We start from the raw sequence: 25,481 nt of genomic DNA, 5'->3' as shown, positions 1-25,481 counted from the left end.
GGTGCCCATCCGGTCGACGGGGTCACCCTCAGCGATCCGTGGTGACCGGCGGTCACCAACCCCTCGTAAGCTTGACCATGTTGCTGAAGTTGGTGACCAACTCCACCATACTTATCTCCTCTTGGAGTCGTCTCATAACCACCTTCCCATGAACTGCCCAAAGATGGCGCGAAGTTGTACTGTTTGGCCGTGGAGCCGGAAAGCACCGCCGTCAATGGGCGGAAGAGGGCACAACGGCCACAGAGATCCCACCGTGAGGTGGCCGACGAGCTGCGCCACCGGATCAGGTCCGGAGAACTGCAGCCGGGGCAGCGCATGCCCACGCAGGCCAAGCTGGCCGACGAGTTCGGCGTCGAGCGGGGCGCCGTACGGCAGGCGCTGCGCATTCTGCAGTCCGAGCGTCTGCTCACCAACGTGTCCAAGGGCAGCCCGGCCACCGTGGCGTCGAACCTGGGCGAGACGCTGATCGGCCCCGAAGCCCCTCCGCAGCCCACGACGGTGGCGCTCGCCCCCCGCATCTCCGCCGCCTTCGCCGCGCGGCACGTGCGGATCGACGCCCTCTGCCTGACGTCCGTCTCGCTGACGCTCGCCATGGGTGAGCCGTTGCGCGAGATTCACGCGGGGCGCATAGAACCGGCCAGGGTCGACGTCCGGGTCCTGCTGCCCAGCCGCGACATCGACCTCGCGTTCCCGACCTCGGTGGACCCCTCGGCCGACCGCCGGCTGCAGCGCCGCTGGCTCGCCCAGCGCAACGCCCAGGGACAGGTGCTCCGGCACAATCTGCTGACCCTGCGCGCGACCCACGGCATCGACGTCCATGTCTCCTTCCGCGCGCTTCCCTTCACCCCACCGGTCAAGCTGTACCTGCTCAACGGCTCCGAGGCGCTGTTCGCGTACTACACCGTGCAGCGGCGGGAGCAGGAGGTGGACAGCGAGTCCCTGGAGACCTATGACACCGAGGGCACCCAGTCGATGCTGTTCGCCTTCGAGCAGGGGGCGGCCCTGCGGGACACGACCTTCGTGGAACAGTCGCAGCGGTGGTTCGACGCACTGTGGGAGACGATCAGCACGGAGCTGCTGCTCACGGACTGACCGCCTCCCGGACGCTGTTCGGTCGTCCGTACGGCTCGCGCACCGTCCCCGTGGCTCACAGCGCCGGTCCGGCCACCACCAGGGCGAGGACGACGGCTCCGGTGGAGCTGCACAGGGGGCTTCTGGCCTTCAGCCCGATGGTGAGGAGCAGCAGGCCGACGATGCCCATCGGGCCGTACCGCCACTCGATGAGTTGTTCGACGCCGATGAGGAGGACGGCGGCGATGAGTGCCAGGACGGGCATGGTGGTTCCTCCTTCGAGGTGTGAGGCGGAGCGGCGCGGGAGGGGGAAGCTCCGGTACGGACCTGCCATTTACGGCCGTTCCGATGCTGCCAACCGGCTGGGGGAGGGAGCGAACCGTCCGCCAACTCAGTGAAGTTGGCGACCAACTCTATGGATGTTGTGCCCACTTGGTCGTAGGTTGAAAACAACTTTCCGACAAGTCCTCGGAGATGGATGGGGGTTGTACCGTTTTGGCCGTGACCCAGGAGAACGTCGCAGTGAACGGCCGTCGGAGGCGCTCGCCCCAGGAGATCGCCGATGTCCTGCGCGACCGCATACGCACCGGCACGCTCAGGGCCGGGGACCGCCTGCCGACCCAGGCCGAGCTCGCCGAGGAGTTCGGCGTGGAGCGGGGGGCCGTCCGGCAGGCCCTGCGCGCGCTGCAGGAGGACGGGCTGCTCAGCAATGTGAGCAAGGGCAGCCCGCCGCGGATCGCGCCACCGACCCCGGCCAGGAGCGAGCCGCAGCCGACGCCGGTGGGGCTGGCGCCGCGCCTCACCGAGGCGTTCGCCGCACCGCACGTCCGTATCGACGCGGCCTGCCTCACGGCCGAGACCCTGATGCTGGCGCTCGGCGAGCCGGTCCGCCTGATCCACGAGGGCAGGCTGCGTCCCGAGTCCGTCGACGTCCGTGTCCTGCTGCCGTCACGGGACATCGACCTGGCGTTCCCCGTGCCGGTGGAGGGCCGCGCGGAGGAGGACGATCCGGTGCACCGGCGCTGGCTCGCCCAGCGCAACGCCCAGGGCCAGGTGCTCCGGCACAACCTGCTGTCCCTGCGTTCGTCCCACGGCATCGACGTCCGGGTGACGTTCCGCGCGCTGCCCTTCACCCCGCCGGTGAAGCTGTACCTGCTCAACGACGCGGAGGCGCTGTTCGCGTACTACATGCTGACGCGGCGCGAGGAGGAGACGGAGACCGGGACACTGGAGATGTACGACGCCCTCGGGCCCACGTCCCTGCTCTTCTCCTTCGCCCGGCGGGCCGGGGAGAGGGACGCCGCGTTCGTGGACGAGGCCCGGAAATGGTTCGACGCCCTCTGGGAGACGATCACCACGGACCTGACGCTCTCCTAGGGGCCGGCTGAGTTGGCGGCCAACCGGCCCAAGCTGACAGAAGTTGGCAGCACCAGTACCAGCACCAGGTCCGGAGCCAGGTCATGACTCAGGAGTACGTGGAAGTGAACGGCAGCGGGAGGCGGTCCCCGCGCGAGATCGCCGACGCCCTGCGGGAGCGGATCCGGACGGGCGAGCTGAAGACCGGCGAGCGGCTGCCCACCCAGGCCGAACTCGCGGAGCGGTACGGGGTCGAGCGCGGTGCCGTACGGCAGGCGCTGCGCCTCCTGCAGCGGGACGGCCTGCTCAGCAACGTCTCCCGCGGCAGGCCGCCGGAGATCGCCGCGCCGGACCGCGGCCCGGCGGAGCCGCAGCCGGCGACCGTGATGCTCTCCGAGCACCTGAGGAAGGCGTGCGCGGCCGCGCACGCGCGGATCGACGCCGTCTGTTTCACGGCGGAGACGCTCATGGAGGCGATGCACGCCGTGCGGCTGCACACCCAGGCGGGGCGGCTGCGGCCCGAGTCCATCGAGATGCGGTGCCTGCTGCCCGACCCCGGCCTCGCACCGGCCTTTCCCGTACCGGTCGACGGGGACGAGGGGAAGACGGCGGAGATCCGCCGGTCCCTCGCCGCGCAGCGCACGTCGCAGGCCCGGGTCCTCGATCTGACCATGCGGCGGATCCGCGCCGAGAGCGGCATCGACGCCCGTGTCTCCTTCCGCCTGCTGCCGTTCACCCCGCCGGTGAAGCTCTTCGTGCTGAACGACCGGGAGGCACTGCTCGGCCACTACCAGGTCGCCCGGCACACCAAGCAGCTCCCGGGCGGTGAGATCGAGGTGTACGACGCTTGGGGCAAGCAGTCGCTGCTGTTCCGCTTCGAACGGGACGCGGGCGGACGGGACGCCGCGTTCGTGGAACAGTCGCGGAAATGGTTCGACGCCCTCTGGGCAACGATCGCTCGGGAATCGACACTCACCTAGTGGATTCCGAAGCGAATGAGACCAGAACGATCGATACGGGAACGGCGGGACCGACGGGAACGATCGGGACCGGTCCGGCGGTGGACACGACCGGGACCGGCCCGGCGGTGAATGCGACCGGGACCGGCCCGGCGGTGGATACGACCGAGAGCGGGCCGGCAGCGGACAGGACCGAGGATCTCCGGCACCTGCGGCAGCTGGTGGCCCGGGCGCGGCACGTGGTGTTCGACTTCGACGGCCCGGTCTGTTTCCTCTTCCCGGGGAGCTCGGCGGAACGTGTCGCCAGGGACCGGGCGGAGTGGCTCAGGGAGCACGGACTGCACGGGCTCCTCATGGAGGAGGACCGCGGTCACCCGGACCCGTACCTCGTCCTGAGCGCCGTGGCGGGCCGCCACCCCGGCAGCGACCTGGTGGCCGAGCTGGAGGAACGGCTCACCCGGCAGGAACTGGCGGAGGTGCCGAGGGCGTGGCCCACCCCGTACGCGGACGTCCTCGTCCGCACCTGGACGGCGCTGGGCGCCCGGCTGGCCATAGCGACGGACACCTCCGACCGCCCGGTGCTGTCGTACCTGGACAGCCGGGGGCTCACGGGGTGCTTCGCGCCGCACGTCTACGGCCGTACCCCTGTCCCGGACCTCCGGCTTCCCGGCCCCCACCCGCACGCCGTGCGCCGGGCCCTGAACGCCCTGGGCGCGGCCGCCGGGACATCGCTGGTGATCGGTGACACGCCGGCCGACTTCGCCGCCGCCCGGGAAGCGGGCACGGCGTTCGTCGGCTACGCCCCGAACGAGCGCGGGGAACGGCGGCTGCTGGAGGCGGGCGTGCCGCGGCGGCATCTGGTGAGTTCGCTGGACGTGCTGCTGCGGGCGGTACGGGAGGGCTGACGGTGCCGGGAGGCTGACGAGGCCGCATACGCTCGGGGTCATGAGCACCACGGAAATCGGCCTGCGTGAACGCAAGAAGCAGCGGATGTACCAGGTGGTGTCCGACATCGCCATCGGGCTCTTCGTCGAGAGGGGCTTCGACGCCGTGTCCGTCGCCGAGGTGGCCGCCGCCGCCGAGATCTCCAAGCCGACCCTCTTCCGGTACTTCCCGGCCAAGGAGGACCTCGTGCTGCACCGGCTCGCCGACCACGAGGGGGAGGCCGCGCGGGTCGTCGCGGAACGCCCGGAGGGACAGTCGCCCGTGGCCGCCCTGCTGGCGCACTTCCTGGACGGGCTCGCGCGCCGGGACCCCGTCACCGGGCTGAACGGCGACCCGGACGTGCTCGCCTACCACCGGCTGCTGTACGGGACGCCGTCCCTGGTCGCGCGGCTGTACGCCCATCTGGAGCGGTCCGAGGCCGCGCTCGCCGGCACGCTCGGCGGTGATCTCGACGCACGGGTGGCGGCCGGGCAGATCGTCGCCGTGCGGCGGGTGCTCGCCCAGGAGAACTGGCGGCGGGTGGAGCGGGGCGAGCGGCTGGAGGACGTGGAGAAGGACGCCGTGGTGGCGGCCGAGCGGGCGTTCGGGCGGCTGGGGAAAGCCGGAATCCTGTAAGACTCGGTAAAAAAAGTAACCTGGTTACGTTATTCCTGTACGCTCGACGGAATGACGTCACCCGACCCTGCATCCCGCCCCCGGCAAGGCAGCCTCCAGCAGGCCCTCACCGAGGAACGCGCCTACCACGACACCTGCCGGGACGCACTCGCCGCCATGGTCGGCCGGGCCCGGGAACAGGTCGTCATCGGCGAGGACGCGGCCGCCTCCGGCGCCGACGCCGAGGTGCTCGGCTACTGGCTGCGCAGCTGGGCCAAGGAGCTGCGGGAGTCCCCCGAAGGCCCGCTGTTCTTCGGCCGGCTCGACTTCGCCTCAGCCTCCCCTGCGAGCTCCCGGCACGCCGGCATGAGCTACCACATCGGCCGTCGGCGCATCACCCGGGACGCGGCCGCCCCGCCCCTCGTCGTCGACTGGCGCGCCCCGGTCTCCCGCGCCTTCTACCAGGCGAGCGCCCGCGACCCGCAGGGCGTCGCCGTACGCCGCCGCTTCGGCTGGGCCCCGGGCAGCCGAAGCGACTCGGCCGACCTCACCGGTCTGGAGGACGAGCACCTGACGGGCGAGTGCCTGACACCGGGCGGACCGGGCGGACCGGAACCCGGCAGCCGTATCCTCACCGCCGAGATCGAACGTCCCCGCATCGGCCCCATGCGGGACATCGCGGCCACCATCCAGCCCGAGCAGGACGACCTCGTCCGTGCGGACCTCACCGTCTCCCTGTGTGTGCAGGGCGCCCCCGGCACCGGCAAGACGGCCGTCGGCCTGCACCGCGCCGCGTATCTGCTCTACACCCACCCACAGCGCATCCGCCGCGACGGACTGCTCGTCCTCGGCCCGAACCGCATGTTCCTCTCCTACATCGCGGAGGTGCTGCCCGCCCTCGGCGAGACCGGCGTACGGCAGTCGACCGTGCTCGACGAGATCGCCCGGCACCCCGTCACCGGGGAGGACGACGAGCGGGCCGCCGTGCTGAAGCACGACGCGCGGATGGCCGAGGTGCTGCGCCGGGCCCTGTACGCGCGGATCGCACCGCCCACCGGTCCCCTCGTCGTACCGGACGGGTCGTACCGCTGGCGCGTGCCCGAGGACGACCTGCGGCGGATCGTCGAGGACGTACGGGCGGAGGAACCGCCGTACGGCACCGGGCGCGAGCGGGTGCGGACGCGCGTGGTGCGGCTGGTCCAGCTCCAGGCGGAGCGGCGCTCGGGCCCGCGGCCGGACTCCTGGGTGCGGCGCGTCTCCCGGTCGCGGCCGGTCGGTGCGTACCTCGACGCCGTATGGCCGCGCGTACGGCCGGAGGAAGTGGTCGCCGGGCTGCTCGGCGACCCCGGGGCGCTGGCCACGGCCGCGGACGGGGTGCTCGACGCGGACGAGCAGAAGGCCGTGTCCTGGACCCGGCCGCCGCGCTCGCCCCGGTCCGCGCGCTGGTCGGCCGCCGATCTCGTCCTCCTCGACGAGGTGGCGGGGCTCGTCGAACATCCGGAGGGGTACGGACATGTCGTCGTCGACGAGGCCCAGGACCTCTCCCCGATGGAGTGCCGGGCGATCGCCCGCCGGGCCGCCTTCGGCTCGCTCACCGTGCTGGGCGACCTCGCGCAGGGCACGACGCCGTGGGCGGCCCGCTCCTGGCCCGCGCTCCTCGCACACCTGGGGAAACCGGACGCGGAGTTCGTCCCGCTGACGACCGGCTACCGGGTGCCGGCGGCCGTCGTACGGCTGTCCAACCGGCTGCTCCACCGCCTGGACGTCCGGGTGCCGGAGGCCCGGTCGCTGCGGCCGGGGGGCGAGGTGCGGCTGCGGCACGGCCACGACCTGCTCGCCATGGCCGTCGACGCCGTGCGGGATGCGCTGGCGGACGGTGCCGGGTCCGGGTCCGTCGGCGTCATCGCCGCCGACGCCGACGTCGTACGGCTGCGGAAGGCACTCGACGCGGCCGGCGTCCCGTACGCCGGACCGGACGGGCCCGGCGCGCACGGCACCCGCGTCACGGTGCTGGGTGCGGGCGCGGCCAAGGGGCTCGAGTACGACCACGTCGTGGCCGTGGAGCCGGCGGCGATCGCGGCGGCGGAGGCACGGGGGCTCGCCCGGCTGTACGTGGTGCTGACGCGGGCCGTGTCCCGCCTCGACGTGGTCCACGAGCGCCCGCTGCCCCCGGGGCTCGCCACCGCTGACCGGTGACGCGGGCCGTCACCGCCGCCCGGGCTCCCCTCAGATCGTGACCGCGCCCAGCAGGGGCACCAACTGTTCCTCCTCGTACGTCAGATGGGCCTCGAGCTCGGTGGTCAGGCGCTCGACCTCGTGGCGTACGCGGTCGGTGTCGCGGTCGCGGCCGGGCCCGGTGCCGTCGGCCGCCGCGTCGGCCAGGACCCGGCGGAGGTCCTCCAGGAGCGCGGCGATCCGTTCGTGCTCCTCGCGCAGGCGGTCCAGGACGGGGGCCAGTTCGGGGTGGCGGTCGCGGAGGCGGGGGAACAGGGCCGTGTCCTCGCCGGTGTGGTGGTTGTGCAGGCCCTGGCAGAGAGTGAGGCAGTTGATGCGCAGCTGGGCGCCGAGGGTGCCCGAACTGCCGCCCGTCCGCGTCAACTCACGCCTGATGAGCGCCAGTTCGCGGCGGAAGGCGTCGTGGACGACCTTGATGGCTTCGCCCGGGGAGCCGGCGTTGACGTTCGGCGGGCCGCCCTGGGCGATCTCGTGCAGGGCGATCACGGGGATGACGCGGTCGGTCTTCCGCTGGTACTCGGCCCACCCCGGATCGGCCTCCACCGCCCGGACGAAGGCCCGGTCGCGCTCCTCCCCGGCCAGGACCACGGCCTCGGCCTCGTAGGTGAACACGCCGTCCTCGACGGTCACGCGCGGGTGCGCGAGGAGATTGCGGAACCAGTCCGGATGCCGGTGCGCGCCGCCCGCCGAGGCGATGACCAGGACCCTGCCGTCGCCGTCGGGGAGGTAGCCGACGGGGGTGGTGTGCGGTGTGCCGGTGCGGGCGCCGGTGGTGGTGAGCAGGAGGAGCCGGCCGCCCTCGAAGGGGCCGCCGACCCGTCCGTGGTGGGCGCGGAACTCGTCGATGATCTGCTGGTTGAAGGAGGCGATGGGGTGGGGCATTGCCTGCTTTCCTGCGGTGAGGGCGCGGTATTTCGCGCACGAGGACATCGGCGCACATTCGTTTTCGGGCAGGCCGAAATGTCATGGGCGCGGACGCTGAATAAGGACGCTCGATACGGAAAGGGAAATCCGGGAGCGGGTGAGCCGGAGGCGGCGTACGGGGGCCGCGACGGCGCCGTATGGAGGCCGTGGTGGCGCCGTACGGGCGCGGTGACCTGCGGTCGCCGGCGGTGATCGGTGCACGGTAAAGAGGTGTCCAGTGACCAGTGCACCCGGAGAAGAGAAAAGAACAGAAAACAGGCGGGCCTCTCGCCCGCGCCGACCTCACTCGGAGGCCGGGCACCCAACTCGCTCACGGCACAAGGCCGACCCGGCAGTCATGGGCAGGAGAGTAATGCCCTGGGTGAGGAAAAGGCAATGCCGTATTCGGTGCGTCTTCGCGAGTCTTCGCGAGTCTTCACGCGACTTCGCGAGTCTTCGTGGGTCTTGCCCTGTCCGGGACTTGGTCGCACGGCCGTCCATGGGCTCGCTGTCTGCGCTAGCGTCGGATCCCGTGATCGTATGGCTCAACGGCACCCACGGCGCAGGCAAGACGACGACCAGTGCACTCGTGCAGCAGTTGATCCCGGATTCACGGGTGTTCGACGCCGAGAAGGTCGGCGAGACGCTCATGGACATCACGCCTGGGCTGCCCGAGACGGACAACTTCCAGCACTGGCCGCCGTGGCGGCCGCTCGTGGTCGAGACCGCCCGCCGCATACTCGACTACACCGGCGGCACTCTGGTGATGCCCATGACGGTCCTGGTCGAGCAGTACTGGCGTGAGATCAGCACGGGCCTCGCCCACCACGCCATCCCGGTGCGGCACTTCGTCCTCCACGCCGACCAGGACACCCTCCGTCGGCGTATCGAGGGGGCCTCTCCCGTCCCCTCCCCGTTCCGCCTCAATCACCTCGAGCCCTATGCCGAGGCGGCTCGTACGTGGCTGCACGGCGAGGCCGAGGTCGTCGACACCACACACCTCACGCCCGCCCAGGCCGCCGGGCAGATCGCGGATGCCCTTTCTCGTCGGATGAGCCCTGGTGACAGGGCCTCGACCGGGTAGGGCCTTGACCGGGTAGGGCCTTGGTCAACGGGCGGCATGGTCCGCGGCGAGCCGGTCGAGGAACGTCATGAGCCTGACGTTCATCTCGGTGTAGTCGTTGGCGCGCAGCTCGGCGGGCTGCTGGACGTAGGGCCGGTCGGCGAGTGCGGCCAGCTCCTTCTCGTCGTGCTCGATCAGGGCCTCGATGCAGTCCGGGGTGAACTCCATGTGGCACTGGAAGCCGTACACGTGGCGACCGTAGGCGACGATCTGGCGGGGGCATCCGGCGCTGGTGGCCAGCACGGTCGCGTCGGCGGTGAGGCCCGGCATGTCGTTGTGCCAGTGGCCCGTGCTGAAGGAGTCCCCGAAGCCGGTGAGGAAGGGATGCTCACGGCCGGCGTCGGTGAGCGTGACGGGAAAGGAGCCGATCTCCGTGTTCGGGCTGGGTACCGAGGCGGCACCGAGCGACTCCCCGATGAGCTGGGCACCGAGGCAGACGCCGATGACCGCCTTGTCCGCCTCGACGCAGGAGGAGATGAGGGCCTTTTCCGCGGCGGCGTCGAAGTGCGCGCACTCCTCGACGGTCGTGCTGGGCTGCTGAGGGCCGCCCATCACGATCAGCAGGTCGATGTCCTGGCCGGACGCGGGCAGCGCGTCACCCTCGTAGACCCGCGAGAAGCCGAGGTCGTGGCCCCGGGATCGGGCCCAGTCCTCGAAGGCCCCCGGGGCCTCGAACGCCTCGTGGACGACGATGTGTGTGCGCATGGCTGTGCCGGTCTCTCTGTCTCTGTGTGTCTGTGTGTCTGTGTGTCTGTGTCATCTGTGTGTCGTGGGAGTGGGCCGCCGCGGTGGCCCGTGCCGTCGGCGGCGGACGGTGGCCGAGAACGGAGGGCCGGGTGCCTCGACGGCGGGCCGGGCGCCTCGACGGCAGCCGGCCGGTCCCGGCGCGGCGCGCGGCGGGCGTTCGGCAGTGGGCATGTGCCGGACATCCCCGGCGATTGCCCGGGGCGGGTCAAACGGGGTGGACGTGGAGGACGGCGGCGAGGTCGTCGGTGAACTCGCGTGCCTGCTGAGCGGTGAGCGTGGAGGTGGTCACCCTGATCTCCTGGCCGCCGCCGCCGGACCCGGCGGCGAAGAGGTGGCCGGGCTGGACCGCCCACCCGCGCCGCGCCAGCGCATCCGCGACCGCACGGGCCTCCGTACCCAGCGGCACCCAGACGTTCAGGCCGTCCGGCCGGTAGCCGGCCGGACGCCCGATGCCCCGCTCGCCCAGCTCGGCGAGCAGCAACCCGCTGCGCTCGGCGTAGGTTTCGCGCGCGCGGGCGGTCAGCTCGTGCACCTGCGGATCACTCAGCAGCCGGTGCACGGCGTGCTGCAGCAGCCGGCTCACCCACGTCGTCCCGGTGTTCAGCCGCGTCTGCAGGCGCTGGGCGCTCTCCTCGTCCGTCGCGACCAGCGCGAGCCGGAGATCCGGCCCGAGGAACTTCGACACCGAGCGCACCAACGCCCACCGCGAGACCTCGGGCGGCGTGATCCGGTGATACGGCGCGCCGGAGACGGCCCAGAAGTGGTCGTCCTCGATGACCAGGGCCTGGGGATGCGCCGCAAGGACCGACCGCAGTTCGGCGGCGCGCTCGCGGGTGACGCCCACACCGGTCGGGTTGTGGGCCCGCGGCGTGCACACCACCGCACGGGCCCCGCCCTCCAGCGCCGCTCGCAGGGCCTCCGGCCGCATTCCCGCCTCGTCGACCGGGACCGCGACCGTGCGAAGACCGTTCAGCCGCAGCGTGCCGATGCTGGCCAGGAAGCACGGATCCTCCACCGCGACCGCGTCGCCCCTGGTGAGATAGGTGTTCAGCAGCCGCTCCGTGGCGTCGACCGCGCCATGCGTGACCAGCACCCGGAAGCCGTCCACGGGAACGTCCGGCCCGAACTGCGCCGCCGCCCAGTCGGCGAGGTCCGGATCGACCGACGGCGCGCCGTACAGCGCGGGCCGGTACTCACCGCCCCGGAGCGCCCGCAGCGCATCGGGGAGCAGCTCCGGGTCGGGGTTGCCGCTGGCCAGATCGATCAGGCGGCCGCCGAACCACGCTCCCTCGCCGGCCAGTTGCGGCACCCCCGTCACCACCGTCCCGCCGCGGCCGCGGGTCTCCGCCTCACCGGCGGCGACCAGCTGCCGGTACGCCGAGGCCACCGTGTTCCGGTTCACCCCCAGCTCCGCGGCCAGCTTGCGGACCGGCGGGAGCAGGTCCCGCGACGCCAACCGGCCCGACGCGATCAGGTCCCGCACACTGCCCGCGATCTCCGCCGCCGTCGTCCCGCTGATCTGCATGGGGCACCACCACCTCCTCCCGCGATCCCGCGATCACAACGTTTGACATAGGTCATAACAAATTATGTCCTATGTCAAATGAGCGTCCTGGCTTCACGCGGACAGTCGCGGACCAGTCGAGGACCAGTCGCGGACCGGTCGGAGAGCGGGTTCGGTGGGGGCGAGGGCCCGGAAGGCCCGTCACGACGCGGCTCACTTTTGCTAGCGAGGTGCTTGCAACAGTTAGCGAGGTGGGGCATGGTGGAGACATGGCATCGCTCAACGTCGGCAACCTCGGTGAGTACCTCCGCGAGCAGCGGCGCAACGCGCAGTTGTCGCTGCGGCAGCTCGCCGACGCCGCCGGGGTGTCCAATCCGTATCTGAGCCAGATCGAGCGCGGGCTGCGCAAGCCCAGCGCGGAGGTGCTCCAGCAGGTCGCCAAGGCACTGCGGATCTCCGCCGAGACGCTGTACGTCCGCGCCGGCATCCTCGACGCCGAGCGGGACAGGGTCGAGGTGGAGACACGCGCCGTCGTCCTCGCCGACCCGACGCTCAACGAGCGGCAGAAGCAGGTGCTGCTCCAGATCTACGAGTCCTTCCGCAAGGAGAACGGGTTCGAGGGCACGGGACCGGGAACGGACGAGGACGGTCAGGGCGCTCAGGAGACCCAGGGCACCCAGGGCACCCAAGGCGCGCGAGGCGCGCGGAAGGCGGGAGACGCGCATGCGGACATACGTCCGGACATGCGCACGGACATATCCGCCGTCCAGTCCACCGACAGCGGCAGCGACAGCGCCGGCGCCGGCGCCGGCGCCGGCGCCGGCGCCGGACTCCGCGCGGACGACGGGAGCGATGCCGGTCCGCAGCAGACGGCCAGCTGACCCGGCGACTCACAGGGCGGCACGGCGGTCGTCACCGCGTACCACCCCAAAACCCTCAGCCGAAAGCCAATCCGGGAGGACCATCACCATGGCCATCACCGACGACCTGCGCAAGACCCTCAGCGACCCGACCCCGCTCTACTTCGCCGCCGGTACCGCCGACCTGGCCCTCCAGCAGGCCAAGAAGGTCCCGCACCTGGTGGAGCAGCTGCGGGCCGAGGCCCCGGCCCGTATCGAGGCCGTCCGCCACACCGACCCCAAGGCCGTGCAGGAGAAGGCCACCGCCCGGGTCAAGGAGACCCAGGAGAAGGCCGCCGCCCGCGTCAAGGAGACGCAGGAGACCCTCCAGACCAAGGTCAACGAGTTCCTCAGCACCCTGGACACCGACCTGAAGAAGCTCGGCGAGACCGCCCAGGACCTCGCGCTGCGGGGTGTCGGCGTCGCCGCCGAGTACGCCGTGAAGGCCCGGGAGACCTACGAGAAGGTCGCCGAGCACGGCGAGCAGGCCGTGCGGCAGTGGCGCGGCGAGGCCGCCCAGGAGATCGAGGAGCTCGCGATCGCGGTCGAGCCGGAGACGAAGCCGGCCGAGGGCAAGGAGGAGGTGAAGCCGGCCGTGGCCGCCGAGTCCAGGACCGCGTCCGCGCCCGCCTCCGCCAGGAAGCCCGCGACCCCGGCGAAGAAGGCCCCGGCCGCCAAGAAGACGACGACGGCGAAGAAGACCACCCCGACGGCCAAGTGACCGTGCCGCCCGCTGCCGCCCGCCAGGTCACGGCGGATGCGGGCGGGCGGTCATGGGGCCGAGGCGCGGTGGGCGTGCCTCTGGTCGGCAGTCGCAGCGGACGCGGCAGACGTACTGGACGTACTTCTGGACGGTCGGCGCACTTGTGAAACGGGCCGGGGCACTTCAGGATGCCCCGGCCCGTTCTCCGGGTACGGTGGCCGTAGGACGACTCGATCGGGTGGTGGGCATTGTGCTCTTGACGGCATTCGGTGGCCTCATGTGGCTGATCTACACCGCCATGCTGGTGCTCGCGGTGGTGGCGCTGGTGATGGCCGCACTGGCGCGCGAGGACGCGTATCGCGCCGCCGACAAGCAGAACAAGATGTTCTGGATGATCATCCTGGGCGTCACGGTCGCCGTGAACCTCTTCGTGCCGTTCCTCTTCCTGCAGATCGCCGGACTCATCGCCACCATCGTCTTCTTCGTCGACGTACGGCCCGCGCTCCGGCAGGTCTCCGGCGGCGGCCGCAAGGGCTCCAGCAGCGACGGACCGTACGGGCCGTACAACGGAGGCCGCTGAGCCGGTCGGTATGCGCCGCAGGGTCGGCGGGTCGGCCCTGCGGCCGGTCCCGGCGGCACCCGCCGGGACCGGGATCAGCCCGCCTGATGCTGCTCCTGACCCTGACCCTGATCCGGCTCCCGGTCCAGCAGCAGCACCGCCACGTCGTCCGTCAGTTCGCCGCCGTTGAGATCGCGGGCCTCGTTCACGGCGGCCCGCAGCAGCGCCTCGCCGTGCAGGCCCTGCGCGAGCAGCCGGTGGACCAGGGCGACCATGCCGTCCTGGCCGAGGCGGTCGCCGCTGTCGCCGACGCGGCCCTCGATCAGACCGTCCGTGTAGAGCATCAGGCTCCAGGAGCCGCCCAGCTCGATCTGCGTGCGCGGCCAGCGGGCCTCCGGCAGCAGGCCGAGGGCGGGGCCGTTGTTCTCGTACGGCAGCAGCTCGGCCGTCGGGCCGGCCCCGCCCGTGCCGGGGGCGGCCGGGACCCGGGCGGGGCCGGGACGGACGATCAGCGGGGACGGGTGGCCGGCCAGGCACAGGCCCGCGCTGCGGCCGTCCGGCGCGATGTCGACCGTGCAGAGGGTCGCGAAGATCTCGTCGTTCTCACGCTCGTGCTCCAGCACCTGCTGCAGCGTGGAGAGCAGCTCGTCACCGCACAGCCCCGCGAACGTCAGCGCCCGCCAGGCGATCCGCAGCTCCACGCCGAGCGCCGCCTCGTCGGGGCCGTGCCCGCAGACGTCACCGATCATGGCGTGGACGGTGCCGTCCGGGGTGCGGACGGTGTCGTAGAAGTCACCGCCGAGGAGGGCGCGGGAGCGGCCCGGGCGGTAGCGGGCGGCGAAGCGGAGCGAGGAGCCCTCCAGCAGCGGGGTGGGCAGCAGGCCGCGTTCGAGGCGGGCGTTCTCCTGGGCGCGCAGCCTGGATTCGGTGAGGCGCCGCTCGGCCGTGTCGGAACGCTTCCGCTCCACCGCGTACCGGATCGCCCGGCTCAGCAGACGGGCGTCCAGCTCGTCACGGAAGAGGTAGTCCTGGGCGCCGACGCGCACCGCCTCGGCGCCGCGCTCCGCGTCGCCGGACGCGGTGAGCGCGAGGACGGCGTGCCGGGGCGCGAGCCGCAGGACGTGCTTCAGCACGGCGAGCTCGTCGAACTCGGCGGCGGAGGGGTCGCCGGAGAGGGCTCCCTGCGCCGCTTGTGCCGCCTGTGTGGCCTGTGTGGCCTGAGCTGCCTGTGTACGGGCGGAGCCTGCCGTCTGGGGCAGCCCCGGGGCCGGCAGCGCGAGGTCCAGCAGGATGCAGTGGACGTCGTCGGTGAGCAGCCGCTCGGCCTCGGTGAGGTTCCGGGCGGTGCGTACCTTGATCGGCTTGCCCGCGGCGTCGAGCAGGTCGGGCACGCTCAGGGCGCCCGACGGGTCGTCCTCGATCAGCAGCACGGTGAGGTTGGTGCCGCTGTCGGCGGGGGCGGCGGTCCTGACGCCCATGTGCGGGTCCGCCCCCTCTCCGGCCGGGTTCCCGGGAATCACCGCCGGGCCGACGGACGGGTGTCCCGCCGGATCGCCGGACGGGTGTCCCGCCGGGCCGCCGGACGGGTGTCCGGCCGGACTGTCGGGTGCGGGCACGGCGGGCGCCTGACCACTCTCCACGGCCGGGATCGCCCTCTGCCGCGGTACGGGTACGGGCATCGTCTTGGGTTCCTTCCCTCCCCCCGAGGGCACAGTGGCTCGAAGGACGTCGACCCACCGACGGGGACCATAGCGTCAGGCGGCGCCACAGCGGAATGGTCGGCGGCGAGCCGACTGGCATTCGGCCACCGGCATATGCCGCAAGCTGTAACGCACTTGGACACGGCCCGGCCCGCACCGGGGATGACCAATGTCACGCACCGGTCGGTGCGGAGAGAGGAGCGTGCCGGGCGTCACATGGGACGGGTCACGTCGGGCGGGTCACACGCGTACGCGGTCGCGTCATGCGGAGCGCGTGAATCGGCTGAATCGGCGTGAGTCCGAGTGCATCGGCGTGAAGCCGAGTGACTTCGCGTGAAGCCGAGTGACTTCGCGTGAATCCGCGCGGCCCGTGCCGACGCCGCGAAGGTGGCCGTAACGATCAGGCGTCCGTGTCCGGTCGTACGACGCCCAGGATCGGCATGGTGCCCGCGCCGGCGAGCGTCACCGTCCGCCCCGGACGCGGGGCGTGGACCATCATGCCGTCGCCCACGTACAGGGCGACATGACTCGCGTCCTTGTTGTAGATGATCAGGTCGCCGGGGCGCATGTCCTCGATGCCGATGCGTTCGAGCCGCTTCCACTGCTCCTGCGAGGTACGCGGGATGGGCACGCCGGCGGCGGCCCAGGCCTGTGAGGTCAGCCCCGAGCAGTCGTACGTCTTCGGGCCCTCGGCCCCCCACTCGTACGCCTTGCCGATCTGCTTCGTCGCGAAGGCCACCGCCTTCTTGCCCCGCTCGGACGCGGTGCCGGTGATGTCGTCCAGCACGCCGGAGCCCAGCCACGCGGTCTGCGCCTTCTGCGCGGCCTCCTTCTCCAGCTGCGCCAGCCGCTCCCGTTCCTCCTGCTCGAGCTGGGACTCCAGCTCCTCCGCCGCGGCGATCTGCTTCGTGATCTTCTTCTTGGCCTCGGCCCTGGCCTTGCGGTTGGCTTCCAGCTGCTTCATCCGGGCGGAGGCGTCCTGCGCGTACTGCTCCAGATCCTCCTGCGTCCGCTCCCGTTCGGCGAGCAGGCCCTGGGAGGCGCGCTGGCCCTGGCGGACCCGGCCGGCGCCGTCGAGGAACTCCTGCGGGTTCTCGCTGAGCCAGAGTTTGACCTCGGGCGGCAGACCGGTGCCGCGGTACTGGGCGCGGGCCGCGGCGCCGATGAGGTCCTTCAGCTCCGCCAGCTTGGCCTTGCCCCGGGCGATCTCGTGGGCCAGCTCGACGACCTCGGCGGACTGCTTCTCGGCCTTCTCCTCGGCGGCGTTGTACCGGTCGGTGGCCACCGCCGCGTCGTGGTAGAGCTTCTCCAGCTGCTTGCGGACGGCTTCGATCTCCTCGTTGCTGACGGGAGCCGAACTCCGGGAGCTCTCCGAGCCGGAGGGGCTCGTCGCGCTGGGGGAGGGGCCGGGGAACGGTTTCATCTGGCTCGCGTAGGCGATGCCCGGTGCGCCCAGTACGGTCACCGCGCAGACCAGGGCCGCGGCAGCCGTGGTCAGAGTCCGCTTACGGGTTCCCATCCGCTGCCCCCTACCTGATGAACCGTCAGATTAATCGTCGGTAGCTTGTGAACGTCTGGAGGATCGTGCCACGTCGGCTCGTTCCGCGACAGACCGCGACGGATACGAGAAGTTACTCCGGGGAGAACTCCCTCCCCGTGCGCGGTCTCCTACGTGGCGGTCTCCCCGACCATGTGACGTACGACTCATCCGCGGCGTTCCCATCGGCGGCACCCGAAGGCGATCCGAAGCGCGCGAGAGGCCCGCAAGAGGTAGGCAAGAGGCCCGTGAGGGGGTCAACCGCGGGGCGCCAGCGCTTCCCACGCCACCGTGACCTCACCCTGGCGCCAGCGCGCGGCCCCGTCCCGGACCGGCCAGTCGGTGCCCAGGTCGCGGACCGCGCGGATCCAGCGCTGGCGCGCGCCGTACGAGGCGTAGGGGGCGGCAGCCGCCCAGGCGCGGTCGAAGTCGCGGAGGAAGGCGTGCACCGGCTCGCCCGGGACATTGCGGTGTATGAGTGCCTTCGGCAGGCGTTCGGCGAGGTCGGACGGGCGGTCCAGGGAGCCGAGGCGGGCGGCGAAGGTGACTGTGCGGGGGCCCTCCGGGCCGAGGGCGACCCAGACGTGCCGGCGGCCGATCTCGTCGCACGTCCCCTCCACGAGCAGCCCGCCCCGGGAGCGGTCGCTCGCCGGGGCGAGCCGGGCGCACAGCCGCTCCCAGACGGCTGCCGCCTCGTCCTCGTCGTACTGGCGCAGCACGTTCGCCGCGCGTATCAGCGCCGGCCGGCCCGGCACGGGTATCTCGAAGCCGCCGTGCCGGAAGACCAGGCCCTCGCGCTCGTACGGCAGCGCGGCCGCGACCCGGGCCGGTTCTATCTCGACGCCGACGACCCGGGTGCGGGGCGCGGCCGTACGCAGTCGCCGGAGCAGTTCGACCGCGGTCCAGGGGGCCGCCCCGTAGCCGAGGTCGACGGCCACCGGGTCCGTGGCGCGGCGCAGTTCGGCGCCGTGGACCGCCGCGATCCAGCGGTCCATGCGGCGCAGCCGGTTGGGGTTCGTGGTCCCGCGCGTCACCGTGCCCACGGGGCGGGGGCGGGACGCTGCGCGGGATGTCATGGATACGAGGGTAGGCGGCGGGCCCGTACCGCTCACCGCGCGGAGTCACCCGTATCTCCCTGCGATGTCACCCGTACGGGGTGCATCGCTCCCAGTGCGGGGTCACCCGTACGCCCACCCTGTGTCGAACGGTTGAGCGATCTTCGTAATAATTCAGCAAAGCGGAAATGGAGCGACGAGCTCCGGTGTTTCCCCTCTCCGGAGGGGAACCTGTGCCCTCCGACCGGCAGGCCCGACGCGCGGCGCCCGTACCGTCGTACCAGAACACGAGGCGCCCGTACCGCCCCTACAAGGAGGAACGCCCCGTGAGCCAGTACGCGAGCAGGCTCGTGCGTCGCTCTCCGTCGGCATCGCCGCGGCTCCGGCTGCCCTCCCGCAGACCCCGCCGGGTCGCCATGCTCTCGGTGCACACCTCGCCGCTGCACCAGCCCGGCACGGGTGACGCCGGCGGCATGAACGTCTACATCGTGGAGCTCGCCCAGCGCCTCGCCGCGATCAACATCGAGGTCGAGATCTTCACCAGGGCGACCACGGCGGCCCTCCCGCCCTCGGTCGAACTCGCGCCCGGTGTACTCGTCCGGCACGTCGACGCGGGCCCGTACGAGGGGCTGGCGAAGGAGGAGCTGCCCGCCCAGCTGTGCGCCTTCACCCACGGCGTGATGCAGGCGTGGGCGGGCCACCGCCCCGGCTACTACGACCTGGTCCACTCGCACTACTGGCTGTCGGGCCACGTCGGCTGGCTGGCGGCCGAACGCTGGGGCGCTCCCCTGGTCCACGCCATGCACACCATGGCCAAGGTGAAGAACGCCGCGCTCGCCGAGGGCGACACCCCCGAGCCCGCCGCCCGTGTCATCGGCGAGACGCAGATCGTGCGCGCGGCCGACCGCCTCATCGCCAACACCGCCGAAGAGGCCGACGAACTGGTGCGCCACTACGAGGCCGAGCGCGCCAAGGTCGCCGTGGTCCACCCCGGCGTCAACCTCGACCGCTTCCGCCCCGCGGACGGCCGCGCCGCCGCCCGGGCCCGCCTGGGCCTCCCGCAGGACGCGCTGATCCCCCTCTTCGCGGGCCGCATACAGCCCCTGAAGGCCCCCGACGTCCTGCTGCGCGCGGTCGCCGCGCTCCTCGGCGAGCACCCGGAACTGCGGTCGAAGATCGTCGTCCCGGTCGTGGGCGGCCCCAGCGGCAGCGGCCTCGCCAAACCCGAGGGCCTGCAGAAGCTCGCCGCCCGGCTCGGCATCGCCGACGTGGTCCGCTTCCGCCCGCCCGTACGGCAGGACGAGCTCGCGGACTGGTTCCGGGCCGCGTCGGTGCTGGTCATGCCGTCGTACAGCGAGTCGTTCGGACTGGTCGCCATAGAGGCACAAGCGGCGGGTACGCCGGTGCTGGCGGCCGCGGTCGGCGGCCTCCCCGTAGCCGTACGCGACGAGGAGACCGGCTTCCTCGTCCCCGGCCACGACCCTGTGGACTACGCGCGCGTGCTGCGCCGTTTCGCCGAGAACCCGCACCTGACCGACCGCATGGGCGCGGCGGCGGCCCGGCACGCCCAGTCCTTCGGCTGGGACACGGCGGCCGCCACGACGGCGGACGTCTACACGGAAGCCGTCCAGTCCCACCGCCGCAAGGTCCGCGCGCGTGCCCACCGCGGCTGAGACGGCCGATACGGCTGACGTACGCTCCCTGCATGGCTGACGCAGCGTCGATCATCGAGGGGTTCCTCGCCGAGGCGGAACTCGAGTGGGAGAGCCCCGCCCCCGGCAACTACGTGGTGAAGCTCCCCGGCACCCGCAAACTGTCGACGACCGTCTCCCTCATCGTCGGCAGGCACTCGCTCTCCCTGAACGCCTTCGTGATCCGGCACCCGGACGAGAACGCGGAGGGCGTGCACCGCTGGCTCCTGGAGCGCAACCTCAAGCTCTACGGCGTGAGCTACGCGGTCGACCCGCTCGGCGACGTGTACGTGGTGGCCAAGCTGCCCCTCGCCGCCGTCACCCCCGAGGAGATCGACCGCCTGCTCGGCTCGGTCCTGGAGGCGGCCGACGGCTCCTTCAACACACTTCTGGAACTGGGCTTCGCTTCGGCGATCCGCAAGGAGTACGCGTGGCGGGTGTCGCGGGGGGAGTCGACGCGGAACCTGGAGGCGTTCGCGCATCTGACGCGACGCGCGGACGACTGACGGTCACCGGGCGGTCCGCGCGTACCGTCCGGGCGGCACCCCCACCAGCCGTTTGAAGTGGCGGCTCAGATGGGCCTGGTCGTAGAAGCCGGTGAGCGCGGCGACCTCGCTCACCGGCCGCCCGTCGAGCAGCAGCCGCCGGGCGCGGTCCACGCGCCGTGACATCAGGTACTGATGCGGCGCGATACCGAAGGCGTTGCTGAACGCCCGGACGAGGTGCGCGGGGTGGGCGTGCACGAGGGAGGCGGCCTCGTCCAGGGTCACACCCTGGGTGACGCGCTCGTCGAGCAGCTCACGCAGCTGCCCGGCGACCGGCCGGCCGTCGAGTGGACGGCTCCCGTGCTCGCCGCCGTGACGGGGCCGCAGATGACCCCGCAGCCGCTCCCGGACGAGCACGAGCCGGCTCTCCGCCTCCAGCTCGTCACCGGGCCGCGCGAGCGCGGTGTGCACCTGCCCGATCCGCCGCCGCAGCAGCGGATCGTTCAGATCGGGCGAGTCGACCGCCGCCCCGATGAGACCGGTGTCCAGCGCGGTGAGACCGGTGTCGAGTGCGGTCGCATCCAAATACAGCACCCGCTTGCGGAACCCCGCCTCCGTGACCGGTTCCCCGTTGTGCGGCACATGCGGCGGCAACAGGGTCACCGTGCCGTTCGGGGTGCCGTGCTCGTGCCGGTCGAGGTCGTACCGTACGGCGCCGTCGTCGACGATGAGCAGGGTCCAGGCGTCGTGGACGTGCATGGGGTACGCGTACTCGGTGTAGTGGGCGTGGAAGACCTCGACGATGCCCGGGACGTGGGGGCGCCAGGCGGTGACGTCGCGTATCTCGCGGCCTTCCGCCCGAGAGGTCCGAGAGGGCATGCAAAGAACGTACAAGACGCGGCCGTGCGGCGATCGGCAGTCTCAAGGCATGAGCACGATGACCACCGAGTACACCGAGAACACCGCGGAGCCCATCCGCTTCGACACCAAGATCGCCGTCCTGCTGCGGGACGACCTGGAGCCCTGGCAGCGCCTCAACGTGACCGCCTTCCTGGTGAGCGGTCTGGCCACGCAGGTGCCGGAAGTGATCGGCGACCCGTACGAGGACGCGGACGGCGTCGCGTACCTGCCGATGTTCCGCCAGCCGGTCCTGGTCTTCCAGGGCACCAAGGAGACCCTGAAGACGGCCCACGCGCGCGTGCTCTCCCGCGCCCTCCCGCGCGCGGTGTTCACGTCGGACCTCTTCACCACGGGCAACGACCGCGACAACCGTGCGGCGGTACGGGCCGTGGGAACGGCCGACCTGGACCTGGTGGGCCTGTCGGTGTACGGCCCGCGCAACGCGGTGGACAAGGTGCTGAAGGGGGCGCGGATGCATCCGTGAGGGTGCGGGACGCGTGTCCGCGTGCGCGGTCACAGTGGTGCAGGGGCGGGTCAGACGCCGGCGGCGACGCTGGGGAGGCTCGGGGCCTCGATGTAGTCGATGACCGACCAGTTGCTGGTGTGGCGCTTGATCATGGCCTGCTCGCTGCTCTGGTGGTTGTCACCGGGGCCGGTGCCGGGGGACAGGACGGGCGCGGTGGAACCACTGATGTTGGAGGTCTGCTGGCTCTTGTTGGTGTCGGCGGTGGCGGAGCCGGTGGCGGCCAGGGCGAGGGCGGTGGTGACGAGGGCGAGCGTGACCGGCCGCGTGATGCTCTTGGTCATGGCCATGGATGTACCTGCTTTCGGTGGGTGATGGGCGGGGCGTTCACTGCTGACGAGGGGCCGGGGAAGTAGCAGCTAGAACGGTGATCAATTGTCGGAAAGGATGTTGTTTCCGCTCAGGATCCCGTGGCGCTCGTTGTCGTCATCGAACGGCTTGTCGCCGAGGTAGTCGAGGACGGCCCAGTTGGTGCTGTGGGCCTTGTCCATCGTCTGCCGACTGCCCTGGCCGTCGTCCGGGCGGGCGGCGGCCGGGGACAGGACGGGGGCGGTGGGGCCGCTGACGTTGGAGGCTTGCTGGCTTTTGTTGGTGTCCGCGCTGGCGATGCCGGTTGCGGCCAGGCCGAGTGCACCGGTGGCCAGGGCGAGTGTCACGGATCGTGTGATGGTTGTGTTCACGGGACGGGCCTGCCTTCGTGAGTGCGTGTTGGCCGAAGATGTGCTGCTGGTGGCGGACATCACCAGGGCCCGAAGTAGTCGAGGACGGCCCAGTTGGTGGTGTAAGCCTTGTCGCTGAACTGCCGGCTGGTCTGACCGTTGTCGGGGCGGGCACCGGCCGGGGACAGCAGCGGGATGATGGGGCCGCTGATGTTGGAGGTCTGCTGGCTCTTGTTGGTGTCGGCCGCGGCGGCGCCCGCGGTGGCCGCTGCGAGGGCGCCGACGACAACCAGCAGGGCGGTGGGGCGCACGAACGCGTACATGGACGTGCCTTTCGAGAAGATGCTGGGAGGGGGACGGGTGGCGCCTGCGCGCGGCCGAAGCTCGGCCGGACGAGCGCCAGAAGGCGGTCAGGGCAGCAGTCCAGCGACCGTCTCGGCCTTGGCGTAGTCGACGACCGAGGTGTTGGCGGTGCCGTTCTTCACCATGTCCTGGCCGGTGACCTGGACGTTGCGGCAGCCGCCGACGTCCGCGCCCGGCGAGAGGAGCACCACGTTGCAGAGCATGGTGGACTTCTCGGTGCCGGTGTTGGTGTCGGCGGTCGCCACCCCGGCCCCGGCCAGGAGGACCATGCCGGACAGCGCGGCGACGGGGCCGAGCGCGATCAGGCGGGGTTTCCAGTACGCGGGCAGGGCGTATCGCCTCATGGGTCTCCTCGTTTCGCTGCCCCGTGCATCGGGGCCGGCCGGGACGGATGGTCAGACGGTCCGCACACGGTTCGTCACATCTCCGTGTCGTCGGATGAACACCTGACGCACCGGTCAACGGCCGCACCGCCCCGGGGACACGCAACCGGAAGCCTCAACCAGGAGGCCGCCATGTTGACGCCCCGCCCACTTGGCACAGGCACTCACTCCACGGCCGACTCCGCCTCCGTCGCTCCCGCCGTCGCCCCGGACAACCGGGCCCCGCGGCTCTCGGCGATCCGCAGGCTGTCCCGGAGGGCCTCGGTCAGCCGGGCGGAGAGGTAGCGCAGCTCGGGGGCGCCGACCTGCGGATCACCCACCAACGCGTCGGAGTGACCGAGGAGCCGATGCCCCATCTCGATTTGCGAGGCCTCCAGAGCGTCGGCTCTGCGGGAAAGGGGACCGCCTTGCTCGTCGGTGAGCAGATAGCAGGGTTTGCCCTCGGGCGTTGCCCAGGGAAGGAGACGGGGGACGGTGACGGACTCGGCCGGTCGCGGCTCGCTGACGTCGTACGTCACGCGGGCACCTCCACACCGTGGATACGACGGGGCCCCACGTCGACGCCGTACGTGGCGAGCCAGAGGGCGCGACGACGGTGGCGCTGCTGTCGGCGGACGTGCTTGCGGTGGGCGAGTTCGGCGGGGGTGAGGAGGTAGGGGCGTACGAGGGGGGAGGCTTCGCCGGGCAGCCAGGGCGACGGGGGAACCGGTGGGCACGCGGAAGCGTCTCGGACTCCCTCTCCGATCTCTTGTCCGGCAAGGAGGGCCGAGGAGGTCCTCGGAACCGCCCTGTGCCGGCCACGGGGCGGCAGCAGCAGTCTCAGCAGCCAGGTGAGGAGGAGGGCGATAAGGTGCGGCATGTCTACCTGCTTCTCTCAGGTGGGCCGTGCCTCCGGACCGCATGCAGCGCGGTCGCGGGGGCTTTGCGTGATCTGACCGTAGCCGCAGGGGCACTGTGAGTTAAGAAAAACTGCGGCTCGTAACTCTGAAGAGTGACTGCCACACTGTGCGCCACTGGAGGGAGTGCACATGACCCAGGGATTCGGTCTTGTCGTCCGCTTCTCGCTCGCTAGTCAACAGGCGGCAGCCGCATTCGACGCGCTCTGCGCCCGGACCCTGGAGGGCATCAAGGCGTACGAGCCCGGAACACTGGCCTACGTCCGTCACACACCGGCCGACGATCCACTGGCTCGCGTCTTCTACGAGCTGTACGCGGACCGGGACGCCTTCGCGGCCCACGAAGCGCAGGAACACACCAGACACTTCCTTGCCGAGCGCGAGCAGTACCTCGCGGGCGTCGAGGTGACCTTCCTCGACGTGATCGACGGAAAGGTGGCCACGCAGTCGTGACGGCGCCCGGCGGACAGGACTTCGGGGCACGGGTGGCGGAGCTGAGACGTCGACGGGGGCTGACTCAGGGCGAGTTGGCCGCGTCGATCGGTCGTACCGCCAGTTGGGTGTCGCAGGTCGAACGGGGTATTCAGCCGGTCAACCGGCTTGACGTGCTGCGGCTGCTCGCGGACGGCCTGGACGTGGCGCTCAACGTGCTCCAGCCGGAGGTGCCGACCGCCTCCGAGCCGGAAGCCGCAGCGGCCGCGGAGAGCCGGAACGACCTGGACCAGGCCCGGTTGGCGATTTCGGGGCATCCCGCACTGGACGTCCTTCTCGGCCCTCGCCAGGAGGACCCCGGTGGCAGGCTCGACGAACTGTGCCAGGAAGTGGACCGGGTCTGGGCGCTGACCCACGCCGGCCGTTTCGCCGAGCTGAGTGAGGCGCTCGGACCGCTCGTACCGCGGCTGGAGCGAGTGTCCCGCACGGCCTCGGACGGGGACCGTTCGGTGGCGCGTCAGCTGCTGGCCCGTACGTACCAGGCGCTGGCCTCGGCGTTCGTACGTCAGAACGAGGCCGACGCGGCGTGGGTGGCCGCCGACCGCGCCATTCGGGCGGCCGAGCAGGCCGACGACGAGCTCGGAGTGTTCGTCGGCGTCTTCCGCCTGGTGCACGCCTTCGTCCGGCTCCAGCACCTCGACCAGGCGGAACACGCGGCCGTGACGGCCATCAACGCCCTGGCGCCGCACGCGGAATCGGAACCGGTGCGAACGGAGGAGCTGTCCGTCCTCGGGTCCCTGCACCTGGCCCTCGCGCTGGTACACGCCCGTTCCGGACATCGGACGGCTGCACGGGAGCAGATCTCCAGGGCACGGGCGGTGGCCGAGCGGGTCGGTGACGGACGGAACGACTACAACCTGGAGTTCGGCCCCGTCAACGTGGAGATCCAGGCGGTCTCCGCCGCCGTCGAGCTCGGCGACGCCGGCGAGGCCCTCGACATCGCCGACACCGTGGACACGAGCGGGCTGTCGGCCGAGCGGCGAGCACGGATGCTGATGGACGTCGGACGCGCGCACACTCAGCGACGGCAGTTCGGCGACGCGCTGGCCTCGTTGCTGGCAGCCGAGGAGGTGACCCCCGAGGTCATCCGTAACCACCCGACCGCCCGCGAAGTCGTCCGGGAGCTGATGCTGATGGCCGGACGCGCGGCCTCGCCCGAGTTGCGTGCTCTCGCGGACCGCGTGAACGCGTCGGTATGA

General features: G+C 71.6%; 29 protein-coding genes. 15 read left to right on the top strand and 14 right to left on the bottom strand.

Annotated features, from left to right (window positions below; all coding sequences use genetic code 11):
* Positions 1 to 183 precede the first annotated feature (183 nt).
* Entirely contained in the window at positions 184 to 1,092 is a 909-nt protein-coding gene (locus IE242_RS06640; protein ID WP_189856124.1) for a winged helix-turn-helix domain-containing protein, read from the top strand.
* Positions 1,093 to 1,147: 55 nt separating this feature from the next.
* Here the strand turns inward: IE242_RS06640 and IE242_RS06635 are convergent, their stop codons facing one another.
* Positions 1,148 to 1,336, bottom strand: a complete 189-nt coding sequence (locus IE242_RS06635) for a hypothetical protein (protein ID WP_189856122.1) — start codon at positions 1,334 to 1,336, stop codon at positions 1,148 to 1,150.
* A gap of 230 nt (positions 1,337 to 1,566) precedes the next feature.
* Between IE242_RS06635 and IE242_RS06630 the strand changes: the two genes are divergently transcribed.
* The 5 genes from IE242_RS06630 (at position 1,567) to IE242_RS06610 (ending at position 7,121) form a co-directional block, all read left to right on the top strand.
* Positions 1,567 to 2,448, top strand: coding sequence for a GntR family transcriptional regulator (locus IE242_RS06630; RefSeq protein WP_373299462.1), 882 nt, complete (start codon positions 1,567 to 1,569; stop codon positions 2,446 to 2,448).
* A gap of 83 nt (positions 2,449 to 2,531) precedes the next feature.
* Positions 2,532 to 3,407, top strand: coding sequence for a GntR family transcriptional regulator (locus IE242_RS06625; protein ID WP_189856118.1), 876 nt, complete (start codon positions 2,532 to 2,534; stop codon positions 3,405 to 3,407).
* 134 nt (positions 3,408 to 3,541) lie between these two features.
* Positions 3,542 to 4,291 carry an HAD family hydrolase gene (locus IE242_RS06620; RefSeq protein WP_229858265.1) on the top strand — a complete coding sequence of 250 codons (750 nt, stop codon included), beginning with the start codon at positions 3,542 to 3,544 and terminating at the stop codon, positions 4,289 to 4,291.
* 40 nt (positions 4,292 to 4,331) lie between these two features.
* The gene (locus tag IE242_RS38540; protein WP_189856114.1) at positions 4,332 to 4,946 is read left to right on the top strand and encodes a TetR family transcriptional regulator; all 615 of its coding nucleotides are present in this window, start codon (positions 4,332 to 4,334) and stop codon (positions 4,944 to 4,946) included.
* 51 nt (positions 4,947 to 4,997) lie between these two features.
* The gene (locus tag IE242_RS06610; protein ID WP_189856112.1) at positions 4,998 to 7,121 is read left to right on the top strand and encodes a HelD family protein; all 2,124 of its coding nucleotides are present in this window, start codon (positions 4,998 to 5,000) and stop codon (positions 7,119 to 7,121) included.
* Positions 7,122 to 7,151: 30 nt separating this feature from the next.
* Here IE242_RS06610 and IE242_RS06605 read toward each other — a convergent pair whose 3' ends face one another.
* The gene (locus tag IE242_RS06605) at positions 7,152 to 8,042 is read right to left on the bottom strand and encodes a nitroreductase/quinone reductase family protein (protein ID WP_189856109.1); all 891 of its coding nucleotides are present in this window, start codon (positions 8,040 to 8,042) and stop codon (positions 7,152 to 7,154) included.
* A 553-nt stretch (positions 8,043 to 8,595) separates the two neighbouring features.
* Between IE242_RS06605 and IE242_RS06600 the strand changes: the two genes are divergently transcribed.
* A complete protein-coding gene (locus tag IE242_RS06600) occupies positions 8,596 to 9,147 on the top strand; it encodes a P-loop nucleotide/nucleoside kinase family protein (protein WP_189856107.1) in 552 nt (183 codons plus the stop codon).
* A 24-nt stretch (positions 9,148 to 9,171) separates the two neighbouring features.
* Here the strand turns inward: IE242_RS06600 and IE242_RS06595 are convergent, their stop codons facing one another.
* The gene (locus IE242_RS06595) at positions 9,172 to 9,891 is read right to left on the bottom strand and encodes a glutamine amidotransferase-related protein (protein WP_189856105.1); all 720 of its coding nucleotides are present in this window, start codon (positions 9,889 to 9,891) and stop codon (positions 9,172 to 9,174) included.
* A gap of 247 nt (positions 9,892 to 10,138) precedes the next feature.
* The gene (locus IE242_RS06590) at positions 10,139 to 11,458 is read right to left on the bottom strand and encodes an aminotransferase class I/II-fold pyridoxal phosphate-dependent enzyme (protein WP_189856103.1); all 1,320 of its coding nucleotides are present in this window, start codon (positions 11,456 to 11,458) and stop codon (positions 10,139 to 10,141) included.
* Positions 11,459 to 11,706: 248 nt separating this feature from the next.
* Here IE242_RS06590 and IE242_RS06585 point away from each other — a divergent pair, with 248 nt between their 5' ends.
* The 3 genes from IE242_RS06585 to IE242_RS06575 all read left to right on the top strand — a co-directional run bounded on the left by IE242_RS06585 (position 11,707) and on the right by IE242_RS06575 (position 13,619).
* Positions 11,707 to 12,318 carry a helix-turn-helix domain-containing protein gene (locus tag IE242_RS06585; protein ID WP_189856101.1) on the top strand — a complete coding sequence of 204 codons (612 nt, stop codon included), beginning with the start codon at positions 11,707 to 11,709 and terminating at the stop codon, positions 12,316 to 12,318.
* Between the two features lie 88 nt (positions 12,319 to 12,406).
* Entirely contained in the window at positions 12,407 to 13,057 is a 651-nt protein-coding gene (locus IE242_RS06580; RefSeq protein WP_189856098.1) for a hypothetical protein, read from the top strand.
* A 232-nt stretch (positions 13,058 to 13,289) separates the two neighbouring features.
* Entirely contained in the window at positions 13,290 to 13,619 is a 330-nt protein-coding gene (locus IE242_RS06575; RefSeq protein WP_189856096.1) for a DUF2516 family protein, read from the top strand.
* 74 nt (positions 13,620 to 13,693) lie between these two features.
* Here IE242_RS06575 and IE242_RS06570 read toward each other — a convergent pair whose 3' ends face one another.
* The 3 genes from IE242_RS06570 to IE242_RS06560 all read right to left on the bottom strand — a co-directional run bounded on the left by IE242_RS06570 (position 13,694) and on the right by IE242_RS06560 (position 17,911).
* On the bottom strand, positions 13,694 to 15,277 hold the full coding sequence (locus IE242_RS06570) for a PP2C family protein-serine/threonine phosphatase (RefSeq protein ID WP_189856095.1): 1,584 nt from the start codon (positions 15,275 to 15,277) through the stop codon (positions 13,694 to 13,696).
* A gap of 421 nt (positions 15,278 to 15,698) precedes the next feature.
* On the bottom strand, positions 15,699 to 16,817 hold the full coding sequence (locus tag IE242_RS06565) for a C40 family peptidase (RefSeq protein ID WP_189856094.1): 1,119 nt from the start codon (positions 16,815 to 16,817) through the stop codon (positions 15,699 to 15,701).
* Between the two features lie 275 nt (positions 16,818 to 17,092).
* Positions 17,093 to 17,911 (bottom strand): class I SAM-dependent methyltransferase, encoded by an 819-nt coding sequence (locus tag IE242_RS06560; RefSeq protein WP_189856092.1) that lies wholly within the window; start codon positions 17,909 to 17,911, stop codon positions 17,093 to 17,095.
* A gap of 305 nt (positions 17,912 to 18,216) precedes the next feature.
* Between IE242_RS06560 and mshA the strand changes: the two genes are divergently transcribed.
* Together mshA and IE242_RS06550 are read left to right on the top strand one after the other, a co-directional pair.
* Complete coding sequence (gene mshA / locus IE242_RS06555) at positions 18,217 to 19,563, top strand: D-inositol-3-phosphate glycosyltransferase (RefSeq protein WP_189856090.1); 1,347 nt, start codon at positions 18,217 to 18,219, stop codon at positions 19,561 to 19,563.
* Positions 19,564 to 19,595: 32 nt separating this feature from the next.
* The gene (locus tag IE242_RS06550) at positions 19,596 to 20,087 is read left to right on the top strand and encodes a type III secretion system chaperone family protein (protein ID WP_189856088.1); all 492 of its coding nucleotides are present in this window, start codon (positions 19,596 to 19,598) and stop codon (positions 20,085 to 20,087) included.
* A gap of 3 nt (positions 20,088 to 20,090) precedes the next feature.
* On the opposite strand, the gene IE242_RS06545 is transcribed toward IE242_RS06550, so the two are convergent.
* Complete coding sequence (locus tag IE242_RS06545) at positions 20,091 to 20,945, bottom strand: helix-turn-helix transcriptional regulator (RefSeq protein WP_189856086.1); 855 nt, start codon at positions 20,943 to 20,945, stop codon at positions 20,091 to 20,093.
* 49 nt (positions 20,946 to 20,994) lie between these two features.
* Between IE242_RS06545 and IE242_RS06540 the strand changes: the two genes are divergently transcribed.
* Positions 20,995 to 21,450 (top strand): DUF2000 family protein, encoded by a 456-nt coding sequence (locus tag IE242_RS06540; RefSeq protein ID WP_373299461.1) that lies wholly within the window; start codon positions 20,995 to 20,997, stop codon positions 21,448 to 21,450.
* A 50-nt stretch (positions 21,451 to 21,500) separates the two neighbouring features.
* Here the strand turns inward: IE242_RS06540 and IE242_RS06535 are convergent, their stop codons facing one another.
* The 6 genes from IE242_RS06535 to IE242_RS06510 all read right to left on the bottom strand — a co-directional run bounded on the left by IE242_RS06535 (position 21,501) and on the right by IE242_RS06510 (position 23,753).
* On the bottom strand, positions 21,501 to 21,773 hold the full coding sequence (locus IE242_RS06535; RefSeq protein WP_189856082.1) for a hypothetical protein: 273 nt from the start codon (positions 21,771 to 21,773) through the stop codon (positions 21,501 to 21,503).
* A gap of 87 nt (positions 21,774 to 21,860) precedes the next feature.
* A complete protein-coding gene (locus IE242_RS06530) occupies positions 21,861 to 22,145 on the bottom strand; it encodes a hypothetical protein (RefSeq protein WP_189856080.1) in 285 nt (94 codons plus the stop codon).
* 83 nt (positions 22,146 to 22,228) lie between these two features.
* A complete protein-coding gene (locus IE242_RS06525) occupies positions 22,229 to 22,471 on the bottom strand; it encodes a hypothetical protein (protein WP_189856078.1) in 243 nt (80 codons plus the stop codon).
* 87 nt (positions 22,472 to 22,558) lie between these two features.
* On the bottom strand, positions 22,559 to 22,855 hold the full coding sequence (locus IE242_RS06520; protein WP_189856076.1) for a hypothetical protein: 297 nt from the start codon (positions 22,853 to 22,855) through the stop codon (positions 22,559 to 22,561).
* A 203-nt stretch (positions 22,856 to 23,058) separates the two neighbouring features.
* Positions 23,059 to 23,412 (bottom strand): hypothetical protein, encoded by a 354-nt coding sequence (locus IE242_RS06515; protein ID WP_189856074.1) that lies wholly within the window; start codon positions 23,410 to 23,412, stop codon positions 23,059 to 23,061.
* The gene (locus IE242_RS06510; RefSeq protein WP_189856072.1) at positions 23,409 to 23,753 is read right to left on the bottom strand and encodes a hypothetical protein; all 345 of its coding nucleotides are present in this window, start codon (positions 23,751 to 23,753) and stop codon (positions 23,409 to 23,411) included. The genes IE242_RS06515 and IE242_RS06510 overlap by 4 nt, the downstream gene beginning before the upstream one ends.
* Positions 23,754 to 23,922: 169 nt before the next feature.
* Here IE242_RS06510 and IE242_RS06505 point away from each other — a divergent pair, with 169 nt between their 5' ends.
* Both IE242_RS06505 and IE242_RS06500 read left to right on the top strand, forming a co-directional pair.
* Positions 23,923 to 24,243: a putative quinol monooxygenase gene (locus IE242_RS06505; protein ID WP_189856069.1), complete on the top strand. Its 321-nt coding sequence runs from the start codon at positions 23,923 to 23,925 to the stop codon at positions 24,241 to 24,243.
* Entirely contained in the window at positions 24,240 to 25,481 is a 1,242-nt protein-coding gene (locus IE242_RS06500; protein WP_189856067.1) for a helix-turn-helix domain-containing protein, read from the top strand. The genes IE242_RS06505 and IE242_RS06500 overlap by 4 nt, the downstream gene beginning before the upstream one ends.

Origin of the sequence: Streptomyces poonensis, assembly GCF_014650915.1 — a bacterium.
Classification (GTDB): Bacteria; Actinomycetota; Actinomycetes; order Streptomycetales; family Streptomycetaceae; genus Streptomyces; species Streptomyces poonensis.
The sequence above is the reverse complement of the archived record's forward strand: the minus strand, read 5'-3'. Positions and strand labels throughout refer to the sequence as shown.

Excerpts from the sequence above, each read along its gene's own strand:
- IE242_RS06550 (WP_189856088.1), top strand. The coding sequence starts at position 19,596 with ATGGCTGACGCAGCGTCGATCATCGAGGGGTTCCTCGCCGAGGCGGAA.
- IE242_RS06635 (WP_189856122.1), bottom strand. The coding sequence starts at position 1,336 with ATGCCCGTCCTGGCACTCATCGCCGCCGTCCTCCTCATCGGCGTCGAA.
- IE242_RS06565 (WP_189856094.1), bottom strand. The coding sequence starts at position 16,817 with ATGGGAACCCGTAAGCGGACTCTGACCACGGCTGCCGCGGCCCTGGTC.
- IE242_RS38540 (WP_189856114.1), top strand. The coding sequence starts at position 4,332 with ATGAGCACCACGGAAATCGGCCTGCGTGAACGCAAGAAGCAGCGGATG.
- IE242_RS06540 (WP_373299461.1), top strand. The coding sequence starts at position 20,995 with ATGAGCACGATGACCACCGAGTACACCGAGAACACCGCGGAGCCCATC.
- IE242_RS06595 (WP_189856105.1), bottom strand. The coding sequence starts at position 9,891 with ATGCGCACACACATCGTCGTCCACGAGGCGTTCGAGGCCCCGGGGGCC.
- IE242_RS06585 (WP_189856101.1), top strand. The coding sequence starts at position 11,707 with ATGGCATCGCTCAACGTCGGCAACCTCGGTGAGTACCTCCGCGAGCAG.
- IE242_RS06570 (WP_189856095.1), bottom strand. The coding sequence starts at position 15,277 with ATGCCCGTACCCGTACCGCGGCAGAGGGCGATCCCGGCCGTGGAGAGT.
- IE242_RS06545 (WP_189856086.1), bottom strand. The coding sequence starts at position 20,945 with ATGCCCTCTCGGACCTCTCGGGCGGAAGGCCGCGAGATACGCGACGTC.
- IE242_RS06605 (WP_189856109.1), bottom strand. The coding sequence starts at position 8,042 with ATGCCCCACCCCATCGCCTCCTTCAACCAGCAGATCATCGACGAGTTC.
- IE242_RS06625 (WP_189856118.1), top strand. The coding sequence starts at position 2,532 with ATGACTCAGGAGTACGTGGAAGTGAACGGCAGCGGGAGGCGGTCCCCG.
- IE242_RS06520 (WP_189856076.1), bottom strand. The coding sequence starts at position 22,855 with ATGAGGCGATACGCCCTGCCCGCGTACTGGAAACCCCGCCTGATCGCG.
- IE242_RS06560 (WP_189856092.1), bottom strand. The coding sequence starts at position 17,911 with ATGACATCCCGCGCAGCGTCCCGCCCCCGCCCCGTGGGCACGGTGACG.
- IE242_RS06525 (WP_189856078.1), bottom strand. The coding sequence starts at position 22,471 with ATGTACGCGTTCGTGCGCCCCACCGCCCTGCTGGTTGTCGTCGGCGCC.
- IE242_RS06610 (WP_189856112.1), top strand. The coding sequence starts at position 4,998 with ATGACGTCACCCGACCCTGCATCCCGCCCCCGGCAAGGCAGCCTCCAG.
- IE242_RS06590 (WP_189856103.1), bottom strand. The coding sequence starts at position 11,458 with ATGCAGATCAGCGGGACGACGGCGGCGGAGATCGCGGGCAGTGTGCGG.
- IE242_RS06505 (WP_189856069.1), top strand. The coding sequence starts at position 23,923 with ATGACCCAGGGATTCGGTCTTGTCGTCCGCTTCTCGCTCGCTAGTCAA.
- IE242_RS06580 (WP_189856098.1), top strand. The coding sequence starts at position 12,407 with ATGGCCATCACCGACGACCTGCGCAAGACCCTCAGCGACCCGACCCCG.
- IE242_RS06510 (WP_189856072.1), bottom strand. The coding sequence starts at position 23,753 with ATGCCGCACCTTATCGCCCTCCTCCTCACCTGGCTGCTGAGACTGCTG.
- IE242_RS06535 (WP_189856082.1), bottom strand. The coding sequence starts at position 21,773 with ATGACCAAGAGCATCACGCGGCCGGTCACGCTCGCCCTCGTCACCACC.